Here is a 19107-nt window from a genome sequence, read left to right on the forward strand (position 1 = left end):
TTTGAAGCTAGTTATGTCCCAGCCTCTTTTTTGACTCCATTTTTGATACCATGCTTTAATACTGGTGCTTGGATATACATTAAACTCCTCCATTAACACTTTAGCAAGGAGTTCATATTGTTGATGCACCATAATATTATTTTGTTCGGAAGCATATATCTGCATTAAAGCATAGTGCGCCTCTTCCGTCACCGGATGCCGTCTGCAAATTTCTTGATACTTCTCGATAGCATTTTCCTTTTGATTAGAAGCATAATACCATTCCGCTATTTGTAAGTTTTTCCGAATCCATAAATCTCTCAATCTTTGACGCTTACTTTCCGCCCACCAATAATCATATTCCGATAAATAGTCATCCGTATACAGAAGCATTAATTCTTCATACTTATGAATGGTTTCCTCATTGATTGGATTTTCTAAAAGAATGTAATTCTCCCATTCTTCGACATCCAATTGAACCCCTTCTATTTTTAAAATATAGCCATCCATAACATTTAAAATTTGAAAATGGATATTAAAGGGTTCCAAAGTCTTTCTAATATGATAAATTGCCGTATACAATTGAGCATAGGCTCTGTTTGGTTCATATTCCGGCCAAAGTAACTCAATTAAAACAGATTTACGAATAAGTTGTCCGTAATGATGAAGCAAATAATGAAATAGTTCCTGTGCCTTTGCGGTCCTCCAGCGTAAAGGAGTATAATGTCCTTTCTCTGTCTCTATTAAAACTTGCTTAAACAGTTTCATATGAATCTTGCGAGCGGGAGGGATTGAAACGGTCTCTTTCCCCTCCCCCTGATTTTGAACCCGTCGAATAGTTTTTACTATTCTCTCCGTACTGACAGGTTTTAAAATATAATCCAAAGCATTAAGCTCAAAGGCTTCAATTGCATAGCGATCATAAGCTGTAATAAACACAATATTCATTTCGGGTCTTTCTAATAAAATTTCCCCTGCCAATTCAATTCCATTGATTTCAGGCAATTGGATATCCAAAAATACAATATCTACCTTATCCCTAAGAGCACCCTCTTTTCCCATAAAGGGATTGGTATACTTCCCTACAATATCAATGTCCGCAACTTTTAGAAGCTGATGCTCCAAATAATCCAAAGCCAATTTTTCATCGTCAATTAGAATAGCCTTCATAGGTTTCTCCTCATTCTCATCATTTAGTAAGGTTAAAGAAGCTTTGATACTATTTAATGGATAAATATTCTAATTGAAATCTATTATATCTGGTTATGTGAGTCAATTCTAAAAAGATGCTTAATTGATTCCATTTCTTATATTTTTATAGTATTAATTTGCAATACTATAATGTATTTTTTTCTTATTGGTATTTTGAATACAGATCTTTCACTATATAATACGACTGTTTTAAACGTTCTGTATACACTGGTTTATTCCAGTTGGTCCATGAATAACCTTCCATTTTTAACAGATTCCCCTTACTTGTAGAAGGGAAGGTATCAGTCAAATTACCGCTATCATCAAAATACAAAGCTCCTATATTGATTTTATCAATGAATGTACTCGCCTGTAATCCTTTTTTGATGATATCTCCCATAAATTCCTTTTGGCTAGGGTCCTTTGCCTGTATTAACATCCACGGAATTCTTAGTTCAATCACTCCATCTTTTTCATTTACATTGTAATCTGCAAGTGAATTATAATTTTTAGAAGCCGGATTTCCGTTTCCCTCTTTTAGTTTCCCCGTTTCATATTTACTAAACGGAAGAGTAATGTCTCTATCAGGTATATAATATGGCTTATTTAATGCATAATATATCCTGGAAAATGCCCCGCTATTTTTCTTCGGCAACTCTGGGGTTGGTTGAATCAATTTTACTTTATGGCCATATAGATAGGTGAAAAAGTCATAGTAATCATCCACTTCCACTCTTGATTCTTTTTTATTTAAATTGATTAAAAAATCAACCCCGTTTGTAAAATGAATACTTTCATTTCCTTTTATAAAATGATTTCCCTGATTCGGAATGACATCTAATAAAAAGATAGGATATCCTTTGCTTTTTGGATTGTAATTTAAACGAATATATAAATATTTTTCATCATGGTCAACATATAAAGCCTTCATGTCCCCCTGTTTTTTTTCATATAAACTATTCGTTTTCCATTCCTTTGTATTGCCATCCACTTGAATTTTATTTTGATCAAAACTTAATAATCCAAATTCCTGCTCATTTGTTTGGGTATTGGACCAGAATGGCCGTCTATCAGGATTATCATAGTCCATCGTGTTCCATGTTCGTTTAAACCATTCATCCTGCCATGTAAATATAAGTCCGCCAAGCAGTTTTTCATCCGAAATGTCCTTGAACAAATGGCTGAGAATTTCTCCTTGCTGCTTCTCTGATAAGTTTCCTTGATTCATCCCATAAATATTTTTGTGCGTTAACCCCCGTGAACTTGGCACTCCAAACTCCGCAACTAAAATCGGAATGCGATGTACTTTATGTAAATCAGATAAATAACCAGCGTAATTATCTAATTGACCGCGACGATTAACAGATTTTTGATATTTTTTATCATAGTTCAGAAAATCAGGGTAATAAGGATAAATATGATAAGAAGCAAATTCCTTCGTTAGATTCATCTCACTTTTCGTATAAATCACATTTGGATTGACACTTACGATATCCTCCTGGCCCGTTGAATCCGACGGATGCTTCAAAATATCAGTCGTAACCCAATTCGTAAAGCTCATCGGTCTTATCCAATGATAATTTTTGATTTCATATTTCGTAATGGTGTCCATTTGCGAAGCAAGCCAGTATTCAAAAGGCTTAGCATTTTTTGTTTCAAAGTACTGTCCGCTATAATCTCCTAATGAAGAATGGACTTTATTTGTATTTTGAACCATAAATGGATCCCATTCTATCCCTAATATCCACCCTATTACGTACTTGGAAATATCTGCCCTATATACACCTGATGCATGTCCGGTTCTCGGTTTCACAATTTTATTTCCGTGAATCACATCTACTGTCGTTTTCATTGCATTTTGAAACGCTTGTAAATTTTTCTTTTCAAACGCATCCTGTGATTTAACTAACGGCTCTTCATCAATCCAAACCCCATGTAATACATATATTTTTTCTTTATGGCTTTCGTTATATCGTTTTAAAGCATTATAAAAACCTGGTGGATGCAGGGTGTAGATACGTATCGTATTGGCATGCATCTTCCCAATTTCCGTTAACCACCTATAATATTCCTCCTCAGTTATAGAGGCTTCACCAGGATAACTTCCTGGTTTCCCCATCCCAATATTCACCCCTTTTATGGTTATCGGCACCCACTTGTTCCCCTTCAAAATTTCAAAGGAATCCTTTTGAATTCTTGCATTATATCCTATTTTTTCTGTGCGATTCTCTTTACTAATGTTATGGGATTTCTGATATTCTTCTAAAATAGTTTCCATCATCGGAAGATAGGTAGACCAATAGAAGGAGCTATCAGAATACTTTTGAGCTAATTTATATACTTTCTGTATACCTTTTATTTGATAATATTGAGGCACTGTTGAAATATCATTAAAATCTCCCGCAAAATAGTAACTAGAGGATGAACCATGCTTACCGGAAATGACAGCTGCAAATTCATCAGGAATATTATTCTTTCTTAAAACATTCTTTCCTTCCGCGGTTAAATTCCACTTATAATTTGCTAATACGGTTGCATCTTCTTTAGGTGTCACGATATCAAACCAGTATTGATAGTTTGGACTATTCTCAAGCCCAAACAACTTCTTTCCTTCCTTTGTGAAAGAAAGGCTTATTCCCCCCTCCTTCATATGTTTCCCCGTTTCCAGGACAACTACTTTTTGAGTAAAATCATTTACTAAAATAAAGCCCTCGCCTTTATATTTCCAAGAATCCTGAAACTCATCCACAATCCATTTAGGAACTTCCTTATTTTTATTGGGATCAAGTTCATCAAAATAGCGTCCGGTCCAACCCGACCAATCAATTCCTAAATAATCCGTCACATTTTTCCTCACTACCTCATTTGTAGGGGACGCAAAAGTGTTATACTCTGCTACAAGCAGACTTTTCTTTTTCTTATTTAACCGGTCTATAATATTATTCCACTCTTTTTCCTGCAAACCGCCATATATCTTCTCTGATCGCGCTCCTTCTCGCGACTTTTCCACCCATGGGAGATCCTCTCTATAAACACCATATGTATCCGCAAGATAAATCACATCATATTTGTCATAGTTACTAGGCAGTGGACGAGTATGGTAGCTTTTCCTCTTTTCCTCTGGAACGAAACCAAAATAATCATTTGATGCGTTATATTTATTATTCTTATCATCTTTGTATTTTAAATAATTTAAAAGCCAAGTAATCCCTAGATGTTCCCGATATGTTTCATTGGGTACCGTTTTATCGATAATGGCAATTTGCAGCTTTTTGCCTGGCTCTAAATACCATAGTAGAATAGGCAAGGATAGAACGATAACCAAAATTAAGACTGCAAAATATACTTTCTTCATTCTGTCCACCCTTTCTTAGAAAGCCCGCCATGCTGCATATTTCCCCAATCCTTTCTTCTCCTAATAAAGGAGACAAAGCCCTCATATCTCCAAATGAGCGTTAATGGCTTATACCAAAATATCTCTAATAATGAAACCAGCATCAAACGATAGACATCTTTAATCCTTGGATATGTGTTCATTGCCCAAGCTTCCAGCAATATGGAGGCTACAGAAAATAGTGAACCATACAAAATAAAAAGGAAGCATAATGCGATTGCAAATTCATAATAAATATCTCCCATAAAAAAGGCGATAATAATATAAATATATCCTCCTAGTTCAATCAAGGGCCCAAAGCATTCAATCATCCAAAAATATGGGAATGAAATCAATCCCACCGCACCGTATTTTGGATTAAAGGTCATTTTTCTATGCTTCCATAAACTTTCAATTAAGCCTTGATGCCATCTTCTTCGTTGCTTTCTTAAAATCGACATATGTTGGGGAGCTTCTGTCCAGCATACTGGCTCAGGTACAAACTCAATTCTCTTCTTTAATTTTTTTTCTTTTATCAACCGATGTAATTTCACCACCAGTTCCATGTCTTCCCCAATCATCTTAGTGGAATACCCGTTTACCTCTACAGCCCATTGTTTAGAAAACACACTGAATGCGCCGGAAATAATAAGAACTAAATTAAATTTACTTAATGCCATTCTACCTAGCAAAAAGGCTCTAACATATTCTATTATCTGCATCACTACAAGAAGGTTACTGGATAATTTCCTTTGGAAAACAGACCCGAGGTGCACATCCATACCATTTGCAATCCGAACATTTCCTCCGGCGGCTATGACTTCTTCATTTGAAAAAATAATAGGTTTCATCACACGCAAAAGAGATTTCTCTTCCAGAAGAGTGTCACCATCAATCGTACAAAAGTATGGATATTTTGAAACATTTATTCCTGCATTAAGAGCATCTGCCTTGCCTCCATTTTCCTTTTCAATTAATAATAAATTTGGGTGAATTTCCGATTGAAATATTTGGCGGATAGGCTTCGTTGAAAGTTGTTCATGTACAACTTTCTGTATCTGTTTCATTTGAAATTGCTCTATCACTTTTTGTTGGGTCTGATCTGTTGAACCGTCATTGACAACGACAATCTCTACTTGAGGATATTGAAGACTGAGCAATGAATGTATGCTGTCAATAATACCAGCTTCTTCGTTAAATGCTGGTACAATTATCGAAACCGGCTTCGTATAAATGGCTTCTATATACTCATCTTCAGCCTCATTATCTAATTGATATTTTTTTCTTAATTTAAAAAAGGAAACAATCATCATGCAGCTGTATGACAAGATGACAATAGCCATATAAAGAAAGATGAGACCGCCAAAAAAAAGTAATATATAGTCTAATATCTTCATATTCAATACACCCTTTTCTTCAGGACTTCATTTGCCATATCTGCAGCAAAAGAATCCTTTGTTTCTAATATCACTTGCTTCAGCAATTTCTCACCGTCTTTATATTTTCCTATTGTCGTTGCCGCTTGGGAACGCACCCACCATGATTGGTCTGTTAATAATTTTTCTAAATGAAGACCAGCTTCTGACAGCGGCAATACTCCCAATAATTTTGCCATCATTAAACGCTCTTCCCATATAGAAGAGTCAATAAAAGGCATATATTGGTTAAGATCTGAAATGATTCCTATTGCATAAATAGCTTTCAAAGATCGAATACGAATTTCCGTATTTTCATGCTGAAGCATCGACTCTAAAAATGACAGGTATTCAGAATTTCTCTTTATCCCCAAAATATCGATAATCGAGCATTGTACATTTAGTGGCAACTTATCAAAGCAATCAAGCAATTCTTCAAGAATTTCAGAGCTAACACCCGCTAGCAATTTCTTATATTCAAATTCCGAAAATGCTACTGTTAAAGAAAGGAATTCTTTTAAAAATGTTTTGGAGTCAAAAGAGGAATAAATTTTCAACAGCAGGAATTGTTCTTCGGCAGATAAATTTCTTGCTTTCAATGCTTTACAATCATTTACAAGACTATCAATATAAAAGTCTATAATCCTGTACATAGCATTCATTCTGGAACTCCATTTTCTACTCTTTAACTTCTTTTGATAATACTGTTTTAAATGCTGATTAGAGAATTGTTTAATCTTATTTTGGATGGATTCATTTGACAAATGTTTTATATAAACAAGAAATATTTCCTCCAGCCCTTGGATTTCAAATTTATCTTTTGGGATTAATTTTCGAGTAAAGCTAATTTCGTCACGAAAATAGCGATACCATAAGGTTTGATTATTCTTGATATACGAATTCTTTTTTTGTAGATGGGCAACTTCTATTCCCCTTCGTATGGATAAATAAATGCATACAAAAAGAAGGAATACCGATAACAGAATAATTCCCCGAATTAAAACATTTATAGATATTTCTATCATGACCATAACCTCTTAAATATTCTTTTCATTTTTGCCTCAAATAGCCGAATATTGAAAGGCTTATTCAAGTACTCATCCACACCTTTTTCATATGCATAAATCATGTTATCTTCCGAATTCATTTTAGTCATCATAAAAATCGTAAACCTTTTGTTGTTCGGTAGCAGGCGCAACGCATGTAAAACTTCCAAGCCGTTCTTCCTTGGAAGAGTATCATTCATAATAACAATATGGGTATGACTTGAATGGTACCAGTCAGATTCCATAAATTCATAACCATCTTGAAAAGTTCTTAGTTCCAATTGAAAGCCCTCTAACGGCAGTCCTTCAATGGATGTTTGCAGTACATGACGAAATATATCATTTTCTTCTAAAATACTTACTCTAATGGTTTCAATCTTTCGCTCTTTAAACAGAGGTACATATTCAATCTGCCAAGCACCTTTCTGTAATCCATTAATTAATTCATTATAACCGCTTTCTAAGAGTGCCTCGAAGCTCACATCGCTTGTACCAATTTCCGCAATACTGGCTGAAAAAGAAAGGTCGAAACGTTGAAACAAGAAGGTGCTTTTATCTTTCACCTGTGCATGCAATCGTTGAAAAAACGCCTTAGCTTCCCTCTCACCACTCTGTGACAATATAACACCCCACGCGAGCCCAGGTCTTTCTAATGGGAATAACAAATCCGTCTGTCTAATGGTAGATTGCAAAAACTTTGTTACTTCTGCTTGTATTTGATCAGCTTCTTCATCAAAGAAATCCACTGAATCATGAATCGCAATAAATATTGCGGTAATCGTAGTCCTTGAGCGTATGACATTGGCTTTTAATACATTAAATAGATACTTAACATTCTCCAGGTCTAGTAAGAGACCATTTGTTTCTAAACTTCCATTTTCTACAACTGAAGCATTCATATATTTCTTCCCTTTATCGTATTTTTAATTTATATAGAGTGGTAATTATTATATTCTCTTAAACTCTACAATTTATCAACAAATGGAATGGGATATCTTAATACCTATATTTTCTATGTTTCAGTATACTACAACTCTGAAAATTTACAATTTTAGAAATTGTATAGAATGAGACGATATGATAGTTTTGATAGTTCTTTTCTAACAGGAAGAATTCATCACAAAATATACTTTTTTTTCAAGAAGGAGGTAGACAAATTAGATGGAGTTGTAAAAGGTGATAAAGCGGATTGGCCTGGGGTTTAGCTTCAGTTCTATTAGGAGTCGCTTTTCTATTGTATCCTTGGGTGCAAAAAGAAAGATTCCATGCTAAACGGGAACATTTTTTGAGTAACTCGGTAAGTATGATAGCAGCTATGATAAAGCAATTGTCCCAATTAAATCTATTTCCAAACAGAATATAAATTCATTAAAAGGGACAATCAGCACGATTACTATTCCAAAGATTCCTTTTAAAACACTTATTTTAATCGATCAATTCAGAATTCTTAAGATAAGGGCATTGGATGGGAACTGCAAAATATTGGACTTTCAGGGTATCGTTCGATTGTATATGGTTAACAATTCAATTGCTTTGAAGAACTTACCAATAATGACAAATGGAGATTGGAACTAAATCTATTACTTTCACTTTTGTCGTTGACCCTGCATTTGGCGTTTCCCGTACGAATTACGAATATAGGAGTATTATCAGATAAAAGCCACCTATATGTAACATTAGTTCCTGTACCCCCATTGGAAAGAAAATCCGCAAAATCAATTAATCAAAGGTGATTGAAAGGCAAAACTGAAATAGCATGGAGGTAATTATGAGGAAAATTAGCATCATCATCATGATGTTACTGCTTGCAGCACAAAGTGTTTTCACCCCACTTGTTACAAAAGCTGACGAACCTCAAGATAACAAAGAGATTAAGGAAAATATTCTTACAAACGCTGTGCTGACATTTGAAAACACCGTTGGTCAACAAGTTGATCAAGTGGACCGCAGTACCATTATCTCAGTAAAATATGACTGGAAACTACCAAATGGGCATGGATATAAGAGTGGAGCAACCTATCAATTTAGACTACCTGAACCATTAGTAGTCTATGAAACTATTAAAGAGGAGCCTATATTATTTAATGGAGAAACAATAGGAACTTTTTCTGTTGATTTTGACGGAACAGTGAAAATTGTTTTTAATGATTTCATTGAAACGCACTCGAATATCAAAGGAACTATAGAAGTTTTATCAAAAATTAGCGAAACTGTCACCATTACCGAAGATAAAAAAATTATTATAACACCCATTGCAGATGGTAAACAGATAGAAATCCCCATTGTTTTTCAACCGGAAGGTCCGACCATTACTAAAAAAGGAACCCCTAACAAACCCTATAACACCGAGAGTATTGCATGGACTATAGACTTTAATAAAAACTTAGAAAATATTCATAGCGCCGTTCTAAAAGACCCGATTCAAGACGGCCAGGAATTAGATGCTAACTCAGTCAAGGTTTATAAACTTATAACTAGATTAGATGGGAGTGTAACCCAAGGGGAGGAAGTTCCCGGATTAAAAATAGAAAAGACTTCTGATGGTAGGGACTTCCAAATCAATCTTGGCGATATAAAATCCGCCTATCGTGTAATTTATACAACAAACATAATAGACCAAGATAAAACCAAGTACGAAAACATTGCTTTTTTAACAGGCAAAAATTTCAAGGAGCAATCAGCAACTGGATCTGTCAGTGTTCACAGAGGTGTTTCTTTAGAGAAAACATCTACAAAATATGACCCTGTATCACAGACCATTACTTGGGAAATTAAATATAACTATAATGAAAAAATTATCCCAAAAGAAAAGGCTATTTTAACCGATATGTTTAATGATTCTCAAGAACTGTTAGAGAATTCATTTACTGTGAAAAAGGTAAACATCGATTCAAATGGCAGAGAAGGCAATATACAAGATGTCGATAGTAGTGAATATACCCTAAATAAATTAACTGAAGAGAAACAAAATGGCTTTAAATTAAAGTTTAACGAGGATATCCAATCTGCTTATAAAATTGTTTACAAAACGAAAGCCTCCAGCCGTGTCTTTGAAAATACGAAAATTACAAACACAGTTCTATCATCGGAAAATAGTAAAACCGCAGAAAGAACCATTTATCAGCAAATCCTTTCTAAATCGAATGATACAACCGACTACAAAAATAAAACTACATCTTGGACCATCACCTTTAATAAGGATTATTTTCCGATGAACAATGTTATACTAACCGACACTTTTACAAATAAAGGATTGACGCTTCTGCCAGAAACATTAACCATCTCTAGCAGTAAAGGTCCTATGCAAGTAAATGAAGATTATAAACTAGTAGTCATCAGCGATAACGAGTTCAAAATTGAATTTTTGAATGGTTGTGATGGCCCCGTAACATTAAAGTACAAAACAGTTTTTAACTATGAGGGAAGGCAGGATCAAACAAAAACATATTTAGACAATAGAGCAATTCTCGTTTGGGAAGACGAAAATGGAAAAGAACACTCTAAAGATGCGAACGCTCAATTCACGCCTGATACGTACACACAATCTAACGGGTTTAAAAATGGATCCTATAATGCAATTAATAAAGAAATAACATGGAACATAGGGGTAAACTATAATCTCAAATCTATCACAGATCCATCCATTGTCGATATCATAAGCGGGGGTCAGCAACTTTTACTCGATTCTGTGAAGGTATATAAAATGGATCTAACTGGAGGTGCAAATGGCACGATTCAAACGGAACTTGCTCCAGACACGGATTATTCTGTTAAATGGGATGAAAGCAAAAAACAGCTAAAGATTATTTTTAATAAAAAAATCCACTCAGCCTATCTCATAACCTATAAAACTAGTCTTAACCATTTGCTGATTAAAGATAAATACGTTAATACAGCAAGTATTTATGACGGCGAAAATAAAGTAACAGACCTTTCTGCCAGTGTTTCTGTACCAAATGGCGGAAAATATATCGACAAGTCGGGAAATCAAAACGGAAAAATAATTAACTGGACGGCTAATATTAACTTTGGACAATCCTATGTATCGGATGTTAAATTAACGGATACTCCAAGCCCGAACCAAGTGATACTGGAAAACTCCTTTCATCTATACACGACATCAGTAGCTGAAAACGGGTCAGTATCCAAAGGATCCGAATTACAATTAAACAAGGATTATAAGCTTGCTTACTTACGGAATTCTGATGGTGAGGATTACTTTGAAATTACTTTTCCAGAACCTATTAGTAAACCGTATATTCTTGAATATCAATCTATGATTCTTGCAAAAGTCGGAGAGTCTATTCAAAACAATATACGGCTTACCGGAAAAGAAATTACAACGGAAGTAACGAAGTCTCAATCATCCGTTACGGTTAAACGAACTATAGGAATGGGAACCGGGGAAGGTGAAGTTGGAAGTCTTCAGGTTACGAAAGTAGACGCCGCAGATAACAAGCTTATGCTTGAAGGAGCAATTTTTTCTCTAATTGATGAACAGAGTGGTGCTGTCATTAAAACATTAACTACCGATAAAGATGGTAAGGTAAAATTTGATAAACTGCTTTATGGAAACTACCTTTTAAAGGAAGACCGTGCTCCTGAAGGATATGTTATAGGCATAAACGATGCCCAACCTATTGAAATTAAAGCACCAACCACCGAGGCGAAAATTGAAAATGAAAAAATCAATCATGCTGTTGAATTAACGAAGATTGATAATGAAAATCATGATTTAAAGCTTCAAGGTGCTGAATTTAAATTGCAGCATAAGGAAGGCAAGGATTATAAGACAGTCGGTACCTACTTAACGAATGAAGAAGGCAAAATCACGCTTAATAATCTAGAACCCGGAGAGTATCAATTTTTGGAATCTAAAGCTCCAAAATATTATAAGCAAGATGATTCCCCTATAAATTTTACAATTGATAAAGATCAGACGTCTCTGAAGAAAGTTACCAAAACAAATGAAAGGGGAAAAGGAAAGCTTACAATCATAAAAGTAGATGCAGCGAATCAGAATTCGTTAACTGGTGCTACATTTGAAATCTATAACAGTAAAAATAATTTAGTAACTACCGTTACTACAGACCAGGACGGAAAAGCATTCTTAGAAGATGTTCCATATGATAAATATACAATAAAAGAAGTTAAGGCACCTGATGGATATGCCGTCAACCATTCCGACATAACCGTTAATGTTGAGAATTCAAATACCGAAATTACAGTTAAGAACAATAAAATTATTCATGCATTAAAATTAGTAAAGGTAGACGCGAATAATCCTACAAAAAGATTAAAGGATGCAGTTTTTAAATTGCTTTATAAAAACGCTGCAACGGATGAGTACGGTATAGTAGAAGGAAAAGAATCCTTATCTACCGACGCAAACGGAGAAATCTATATTGAAAACCTCATTCCAGGGAAATACCAGCTTATAGAAATTAAAGCACCAAACGGATATATATTAGATAACAAACCTATTGAGTTTGAAATAAAAAATGAGCAAATAAGTATCCTTTCCCTAACCATAAAAAATAGACAAATGCCATCTATCCCCGGAGGAACAGACAACCCAAATAACCCTGGAGACACAAATAATCCAGATACTCCAACAAATCCAGGGGATACGAATCACCCAGATAATCCGACAAACTCAGGAGATACTGTTAATCCTGGAGACGCAAATGACCCGGATAAACCAACGAAATCAGGAGACATAAATAACTCGGATAAACCTAATGCTCCAGGAGTTACTGACGTTGTTAAACCTAAAGGTGAAAATTTACCACTAACTGGTGAAAATTCAAACTATACTACTCTTTATATTGGTTCTGGGTTCATCCTTATGGGATTGATTATTTTGCTATATAGAAGAAAGGAAAAGGTTCGATAAAAAGATAAGCTATTGATTGTTACTCCACAATCAATAGCTTTTTACATTTCGATAGTTTTCCGTTTAAAATACCAATGGAATAACTAAAATACAATTGGAAACAGAGTTTTTAGTGCATAGTTCAATCCATATAAGTACTTACGCTTTCATAGAAATACATGCACAGTATCCTACAGTCAGTGATAAATCTATAGATTTGTTATCTACCAATCAATTTCTCGCAATTTCGCATTTATCCTAATAAATGACCTGCTTCTAAAGAAGACTAAGTTGGACAAAATGCCTGAAATCCTTAATCCATATACTTGTCTCACACTATGTTATAGATCTTGTAAATAATAATTATCTCGTATCTTTGAACAAAGTGAGGTTTGGAATATAGTTTCATTTTAAAAAATAAGCAAGCCTTTCCACACTCGTTAACCCTTTGAATATTAGGTGATGATTACATATCGATGAAAAGAATTAATAAATAATCCATAATATCTTTTGTGAAAGCGTTCAAATAAGGCTATCAACCTATCATTTACTTTTTATTTTTCTCAATTACAATTGAAATTCATTTATGATGAAATAAAACAACTATGCAGTGCTCAATATATTTAAACTGTAAATCAAGGTACTTTATATTTGACATATATAATTATCTCTATATAATAATTAGTATAAATTAAAAACAATTATAGATAGATTGCTTCTATCAATTGGTATTGGACAACCTATCTATAATTTATAAATATTACATTTAGGAGGAACTAGATTATGTCATTAATCGGAAAAGAAGTACTACCATTCACAGCACAAGCTTACAGAAACGGTGAGTTTATCGAAGTAACGGAACAGGATTTTAAAGGTCAATGGAGTGTTGTTTGCTTCTATCCAGCAGACTTTACTTTTGTTTGCCCTACTGAGCTTGAGGATCTTCAAGATCAATACCCTACCTTACAAGAACTTGGCGTTGAAGTATTCTCTGTTTCAAGAGATTCTCACTTCACTCATAAAGCATGGCATGATACATCAGATGCAATTGGTAAAATTACTTACACAATGATTGGTGACCCTGCACATGTTCTTTCTCGTAACTTTGATGTGTTTATCGAAGAATTAGGTCAAGCTGACCGCGGTACATTCATCATTGATCCAGATGGTATCATCCAAGCTATTGAAATTAATGCAGATGGTATTGGCCGTGATGCAAGTACACTTATCAATAAAATTAAAGCAGCACAATATGTTCGTAATAATCCTGGGGAAGTTTGCCCAGCAAAATGGAAAGAAGGTTCTGAAACCCTTAAGCCAAGCCTTGATCTTGTAGGCAAAATTTAAGGAGTGTTATCATGATACTTGATGCAGATATTAAGGCACAACTAAACCAATATCTCCAGCTTTTGGAAAACGATGTGCTACTTAAAGTTAGTGCAGGTTCTGACCAATTATCTAATGACATGCTAGCTCTTGTAGATGAGCTAGCAACAATGTCATCGAAAATTAAAGTGGAGAAAACAACACTAGAAAGAACTCCTAGCTTTAGCGTAAACCGTATCGGTGAGGATTCAGGAATTGCGTTTGCTGGTATACCTCTAGGACATGAGTTTACTTCTTTCGTGTTGGCTCTGCTTCAAGTCAGTGGCAGACCTCCAAAGGTGGATCAAAAATTAATAGATCAAATCAAAAGCATTAAAGGTGAGTACCACTTTGTAACTTACGTTAGTTTAACATGCCATAACTGTCCTGATGTTGTGCAAGCACTTAATATCATGAGTGTTCTTAATCCTGATATTAGCCACACAATGATTGATGGCGCAGCATTCAAAGAAGAAGTAGAAAGCAAAGGAATCATGGCTGTCCCAACTGTTTTCCTTAACGGTGAAACATTTGGAAGCGGACGTATGACATTGGAAGAAATTCTCGCTAAGATGGGAAGTACATCAGATGCTTCTGAGCTTTCCGACAAGGAACCATATGACGTACTTGTTGTTGGAGGCGGACCAGCAGGTGCCAGTGCGGCAATCTATGCAGCTCGTAAAGGTATACGAACAGGAATTGTCGCTGAACGTTTTGGCGGTCAAATCATGGATACTCTGGGTATCGAAAACTTTATTAGCGTAAAATACACAGAAGGTCCTAAGCTTGCTGCAAGTCTGGAAGAGCATGTAAAACATTATAATGTTGATGTGATGAATTTGCAGCGTGCTAAGAGCATCGAAAAGAAAGACTTCATCGAAGTAGAATTAGAAAACGGAGCTGTGTTAAAGGGCAAAACTGTTATCCTTTCAACCGGTGCCCGTTGGCGAAATATCGGCGTTCCAGGAGAAGCAGAATTTAAGAACAAAGGTGTAGCATACTGCCCGCACTGTGATGGTCCATTATTCGAAGGAAAGGACGTAGCCGTAATTGGCGGCGGTAATTCCGGAATTGAAGCAGCCATTGATCTTGCTGGAATTGTAAAACATGTAACCGTTCTTGAGTTCGCATCAGAACTTAAAGCTGATTCTGTTCTTCAAGACCGTCTTTACAGTCTTCCAAATGTGACAGTCTTAAAGAATGCTCAAACAAAAGAAATTACTGGTACTGATAAAGTAAATGGTATTACCTATATAGACCGTGCAACAGGAGAAGAACATCATGTTGAATTGCAAGGTGTATTCGTTCAAATCGGCCTTGTACCTAATACCGATTGGTTAAGTGATACTATTGAACGCAATAAAATGGGTGAAATTGTAATAGACAAGCATGGTGCTACCAGCATCCCTGGTGTATTTGCTGCTGGTGATTGTACAGATGCTGCCTATAAACAAATTATTATTTCAATGGGTTCAGGTGCTACTGCAGCATTAGGTGCATTTGACTATTTAATTCGGAATTAATAAGCGGATATAAACTCTATTATTAGAAACATCAAACCTTTAACCAAAAAAGCCTTGCTAGCATATTGTTAGCAAGGCTTTTTTTATTTTATACAACAACGGAAATATAAAATATCATTTGTAAATAAAAGTGTGCACTTAAGTACAGAATAAGAAAAAAGTGAAAACAGGAGTGCAAAAAAATGGAAGAATCGGGAGCGATAAGCAAAACTTATTGTATGAGTGAATATGACCTATTAAAAAGAGTGATCCTTTGCCAGCCTCAATATATGACCATTCGCGAAGTAATAAATGAAACACAGGAGCATTTCAAGAATGAGGGTATCCATATTGAACGTGCTCTCGCTCAACACGCTGAATTGGTAAAAACACTAGAGGCTAATGATATAGAGGTAATATTATTGCCATACCATAAAAAATACCCTGAACAAGTCTTTACTAGAGATATCGGTTTTACATTAGGACAAACGATTTTCGTTGCGAAGATGGCAACCGATGTGCGAGCAGGCGAAGAAGATGTTTTAAAGCAATGGTTAGAGGATGAGCAAATTTCTTATTATAACTTAGTGGAGGAACGGATTGAGGGTGGAGATGTTGTCATTGATCGAGAAACCATTTACGTAGGACTTAGCAACCGTACAGAAAAAAAAGCGGTAGAACATTTACAGCGCCTTTTGAGCCGATTCCAAGTTATCCCCATCGCTTTTAAAGAAAAGTACCTACATTTAGATTGTATATTTAATGTTGTGTCACCTGAAGTCGCTCTTGTTTACCCTAATGCCTTAACGAAAAAAGACATCGATTTTTTTGCTTCTCGCTATAATTTAATTGAAGTATCAGAAGAGGAACAATTCCAGTTAGGTACAAATGTATTGAGTATAGGTAACAATCGAATCTTAAGTCTCCCTGTCAACCAAAAAGTAAATGCACAGCTTCGTAATCATGGTTTTCATGTTATTGAAGTGGATATAACTGAAATTATAAAATCAGGTGGTTCCTTCCGTTGCTGTACCCTTCCTATCTTGCGTGAATCACATTAAAAACCCACCCTCCAATGGTTTAGGAACAAATACAATTGGAGGGTGCAGCTTTGTAGAAAGTAATGTAACTCTATCCATTTAAATCATATCAAGCGATTTTTTCTAAGACAAATTGGATATCCATTATTTCAGCAACGAAAGTCTTCCTTTGTATTTCTCCACCAAGCGCTGGTTATGCTCATCTGAACCTTCTATATTTCCACTTAGAAATACTGGTGGTTCAAAACCGTTGTCAGCTAGGATTTGGATAGCTTCAGCAAGGATGGCATTGATAATTACTGCTCCAACAACTGTTGAAGTAGGACCAAATGGTACGCTAACCTTTTCATAAGAAAGGGCTGCATCTCCTTTAGGAGAAAAGTTATCAATGACTAAATCTACAGAATTAAATAAGTGTTTGCCGCTTTCATGTCTGGATGGCTGACTTTGGGAATATTCCAAAGATGTGATTCCAATTACATATGCTCCTTTTTCTTTTGCTGTTAGTGCAACATCCACAGGGACCGGATTCCGACCGGAAGTAGAAAATACAAACATAACATCTTCTTTGCGTATGTCTTGATTCTTCATAAAATCAGCTGCCAAGCCATTTTTGCGTTCTAACTCTGAGGAGCGTAATGCCCCTTCATGAAGCATTAATGGTTCATATAAAATAGGATTAATAGGAACCAGACCTCCAGCTCGATAGCATACTTCTTCTGTTAAAATATGAGAGTGTCCACAGCCGAAAAGTTGAATGATACCACCGTTTTGGATAGCCTTAGCAACCTTCTCTGCAGCCTCTTTCATATTACTCATTTCATTTTTTTCCACTAATTCGATTTTTTCCTTTGCCTTTTCAAAGTATTGAAACAGCATACTCTCTCATCCCCTAACTAAGCTAACGATTTTTTCTACTTCTTGGGGTATAGTTCTCCCAGTTTCTTTGTCAATAGTTGAACCAAAAATATGCGGCATGAAAACGGAAATCCCAGTATCTCTAACACCATTTACAATCTCCACAATATTTTCTGCTGAAATGCCTCCTGCAGGTTCAATAGACACAATCCCTTTTTCGGACGCAACTTTGCATAAATAGACCAGCTCTTCTAAATGTGTTAGCCCCTTTAAAGGCATGAATTTTATAGATTCCACTCCCATGGAAACAGCTAAATCTACTAAATCTTCCACTCTAATTTCAACACCTGATAGTTTTACATATCCTACCTTGCCTGCTGGAGATACAAGACCATTAACAACTTGATTGATTCCTTTTGCTTTTAAATATCCTCTGGCGTAACTTGATTTTTCAAACGGCTGATTAATGTGCCCAGGATTTGCACCAGCTGCAATATGAAGGACCTTTTCCCAGTTGGCGGGATTTCCATTGTCTCCTAAGCCAATACTGACAACCGATGAAATTTCTTTTAATTCCGCTACCTTTTTTATTCCATCCTCTATTCTAGTAAACTCAGAAGATACAATACCAGGAACGACAAATCCTAGACCTGCATCAATAATTTCTTCTGCATTTTGCTTATCTTTAGCAAGAAAATTAAATAGTAAAAAATCATCCAGTTTATTCAGCTTTTTTAATTCCATCCCTCGCACCTTCAATCAGCTTAATCATGTTTTCAATAGCGATCTCAATTATTTTTTCCCCTTTGTCCTTTGTAGCAAGGGTTGCATTTCCTAATACCGCTGTTGAAGTAAACTCCTCCCATGGCGTTGGGGTAATATCTGCACTCATTGGAATCTGTGGGTCTTCCGCAAGTGCCTTCGACATATCCACGTACTCTTCTGCCAAGTAAAGCATGTAAGAAGTCTCAATTTCACAAGCATGGAAATAACTTGAATGCGCAGATTTTGCTTCCCGTACTTCTTCTGTTACCTTACCTACACCAGGATAAAAAAGATATTGAATTTGATAATCGGGATAATCGGCGTAAAGTTTGCGAGCTGCCTCTTTCATTGCTACTGAATTCCCTAAATGGCCACTAATCATAGCAAAGACACGAAATCCTTGTTCGTAGAGACTGACACCCATATCATAAATAAAGCTAATTAACGATTCATTGCTGATATTGATGCTTCCCGGAAAGTTTTTTAAACTCCAAACCTGTCCATAAGGTAGGGTTGGCAGAATGAAAGCACCAGTCCTTTGCGCCACACGTTCAGCTAGTCTTTCAGCTAAAAGATTATCGGTTCCAAGCGGCAGATGTGGCCCATGTGCTTCTACAGCGCCAATTGGTAAAATAGCCACTAAGCTTTTTTTTATTTTTTCTTTTACTTCAAATGAATTTTCATGTTGAAAAATCACA

General features: G+C 35.6%; 12 protein-coding genes. 4 read left to right on the forward strand and 8 right to left on the reverse strand.

Features of this window, described 5'->3' with window-relative positions:
- The 5 genes from CWO92_RS18825 to CWO92_RS18845 all read right to left on the reverse strand — a co-directional run.
- The coding region (locus CWO92_RS18825) for a response regulator (RefSeq protein WP_101355758.1) at window positions 1-1149 on the reverse strand (1149 nt) is incomplete at its 3' end.
- A gap of 184 nt (window positions 1150-1333) precedes the next feature.
- Window positions 1334-4525 (reverse strand): hypothetical protein, encoded by a 3192-nt coding sequence (locus CWO92_RS18830; RefSeq protein ID WP_101355759.1) that lies wholly within the window; start codon window positions 4523-4525, stop codon window positions 1334-1336.
- Window positions 4522-5940, reverse strand: a complete 1419-nt coding sequence (locus CWO92_RS18835) for a glycosyltransferase family 2 protein (RefSeq protein WP_101355760.1) — start codon at window positions 5938-5940, stop codon at window positions 4522-4524. The genes CWO92_RS18830 and CWO92_RS18835 overlap by 4 nt, the downstream gene beginning before the upstream one ends.
- Window positions 5941-5942: 2 nt before the next feature.
- A complete protein-coding gene (locus tag CWO92_RS18840; RefSeq protein WP_101355761.1) occupies window positions 5943-6983 on the reverse strand; it encodes a HEAT repeat domain-containing protein in 1041 nt (346 codons plus the stop codon).
- Window positions 6980-7903, reverse strand: a complete 924-nt coding sequence (locus CWO92_RS18845; RefSeq protein WP_101355762.1) for a response regulator — start codon at window positions 7901-7903, stop codon at window positions 6980-6982. Before CWO92_RS18845 ends, CWO92_RS18840 begins: the two co-directional genes overlap by 4 nt.
- Window positions 7904-8772: 869 nt before the next feature.
- Between CWO92_RS18845 and CWO92_RS18850 the strand changes: the two genes are divergently transcribed.
- The 4 genes from CWO92_RS18850 to CWO92_RS18865 all read left to right on the forward strand — a co-directional run bounded on the left by CWO92_RS18850 (window position 8773) and on the right by CWO92_RS18865 (window position 16807).
- Window positions 8773-12900, forward strand: a complete 4128-nt coding sequence (locus CWO92_RS18850) for a collagen binding domain-containing protein (protein WP_165786724.1) — start codon at window positions 8773-8775, stop codon at window positions 12898-12900.
- A 762-nt stretch (window positions 12901-13662) separates the two neighbouring features.
- Complete coding sequence (gene ahpC / locus CWO92_RS18855; protein ID WP_101355764.1) at window positions 13663-14226, forward strand: alkyl hydroperoxide reductase subunit C; 564 nt, start codon at window positions 13663-13665, stop codon at window positions 14224-14226.
- A gap of 11 nt (window positions 14227-14237) precedes the next feature.
- Window positions 14238-15767: an alkyl hydroperoxide reductase subunit F gene (gene ahpF, locus CWO92_RS18860; RefSeq protein WP_101355765.1), complete on the forward strand. Its 1530-nt coding sequence runs from the start codon at window positions 14238-14240 to the stop codon at window positions 15765-15767.
- Window positions 15768-15949: 182 nt separating this feature from the next.
- On the forward strand, window positions 15950-16807 hold the full coding sequence (locus CWO92_RS18865; protein ID WP_101355766.1) for a dimethylarginine dimethylaminohydrolase family protein: 858 nt from the start codon (window positions 15950-15952) through the stop codon (window positions 16805-16807).
- A gap of 123 nt (window positions 16808-16930) precedes the next feature.
- Here CWO92_RS18865 and CWO92_RS18870 read toward each other — a convergent pair whose 3' ends face one another.
- Genes CWO92_RS18870 through CWO92_RS18880 form a run of 3 tightly spaced genes read right to left on the reverse strand, consistent with a single transcriptional unit; the run spans window position 16931 to window position 19106 of the window.
- Complete coding sequence (locus tag CWO92_RS18870; RefSeq protein WP_101355767.1) at window positions 16931-17665, reverse strand: SIS domain-containing protein; 735 nt, start codon at window positions 17663-17665, stop codon at window positions 16931-16933.
- A 6-nt stretch (window positions 17666-17671) separates the two neighbouring features.
- Window positions 17672-18397, reverse strand: coding sequence for a KDGP aldolase (locus CWO92_RS18875; RefSeq protein WP_165786727.1), 726 nt, complete (start codon window positions 18395-18397; stop codon window positions 17672-17674).
- The gene (locus CWO92_RS18880; RefSeq protein ID WP_101355769.1) at window positions 18366-19106 is read right to left on the reverse strand and encodes a creatininase family protein; all 741 of its coding nucleotides are present in this window, start codon (window positions 19104-19106) and stop codon (window positions 18366-18368) included. The genes CWO92_RS18875 and CWO92_RS18880 overlap by 32 nt, the downstream gene beginning before the upstream one ends.
- Window position 19107: the final 1 nt, after the last annotated feature.

The sequence above is a fragment of the Heyndrickxia camelliae genome (genome assembly GCF_002844575.1).
Lineage (GTDB): Bacteria > Bacillota > Bacilli > Bacillales > Bacillaceae_C > Margalitia > Margalitia camelliae.

Coding starts and splice junctions, on each gene's coding strand:
- CWO92_RS18830 (WP_101355759.1), bottom strand. CDS start 4,525: ATGAAGAAAGTATATTTTGCAGTCTTAATTTTGGTTATCGTTCTATCC.
- CWO92_RS18835 (WP_101355760.1), bottom strand. CDS start 5,940: ATGAAGATATTAGACTATATATTACTTTTTTTTGGCGGTCTCATCTTT.
- CWO92_RS18840 (WP_101355761.1), bottom strand. CDS start 6,983: ATGATAGAAATATCTATAAATGTTTTAATTCGGGGAATTATTCTGTTA.
- CWO92_RS18845 (WP_101355762.1), bottom strand. CDS start 7,903: ATGAATGCTTCAGTTGTAGAAAATGGAAGTTTAGAAACAAATGGTCTC.
- CWO92_RS18850 (WP_165786724.1), top strand. CDS start 8,773: ATGAGGAAAATTAGCATCATCATCATGATGTTACTGCTTGCAGCACAA.
- ahpC (WP_101355764.1), top strand. CDS start 13,663: ATGTCATTAATCGGAAAAGAAGTACTACCATTCACAGCACAAGCTTAC.
- ahpF (WP_101355765.1), top strand. CDS start 14,238: ATGATACTTGATGCAGATATTAAGGCACAACTAAACCAATATCTCCAG.
- CWO92_RS18865 (WP_101355766.1), top strand. CDS start 15,950: ATGGAAGAATCGGGAGCGATAAGCAAAACTTATTGTATGAGTGAATAT.
- CWO92_RS18870 (WP_101355767.1), bottom strand. CDS start 17,665: ATGCTGTTTCAATACTTTGAAAAGGCAAAGGAAAAAATCGAATTAGTG.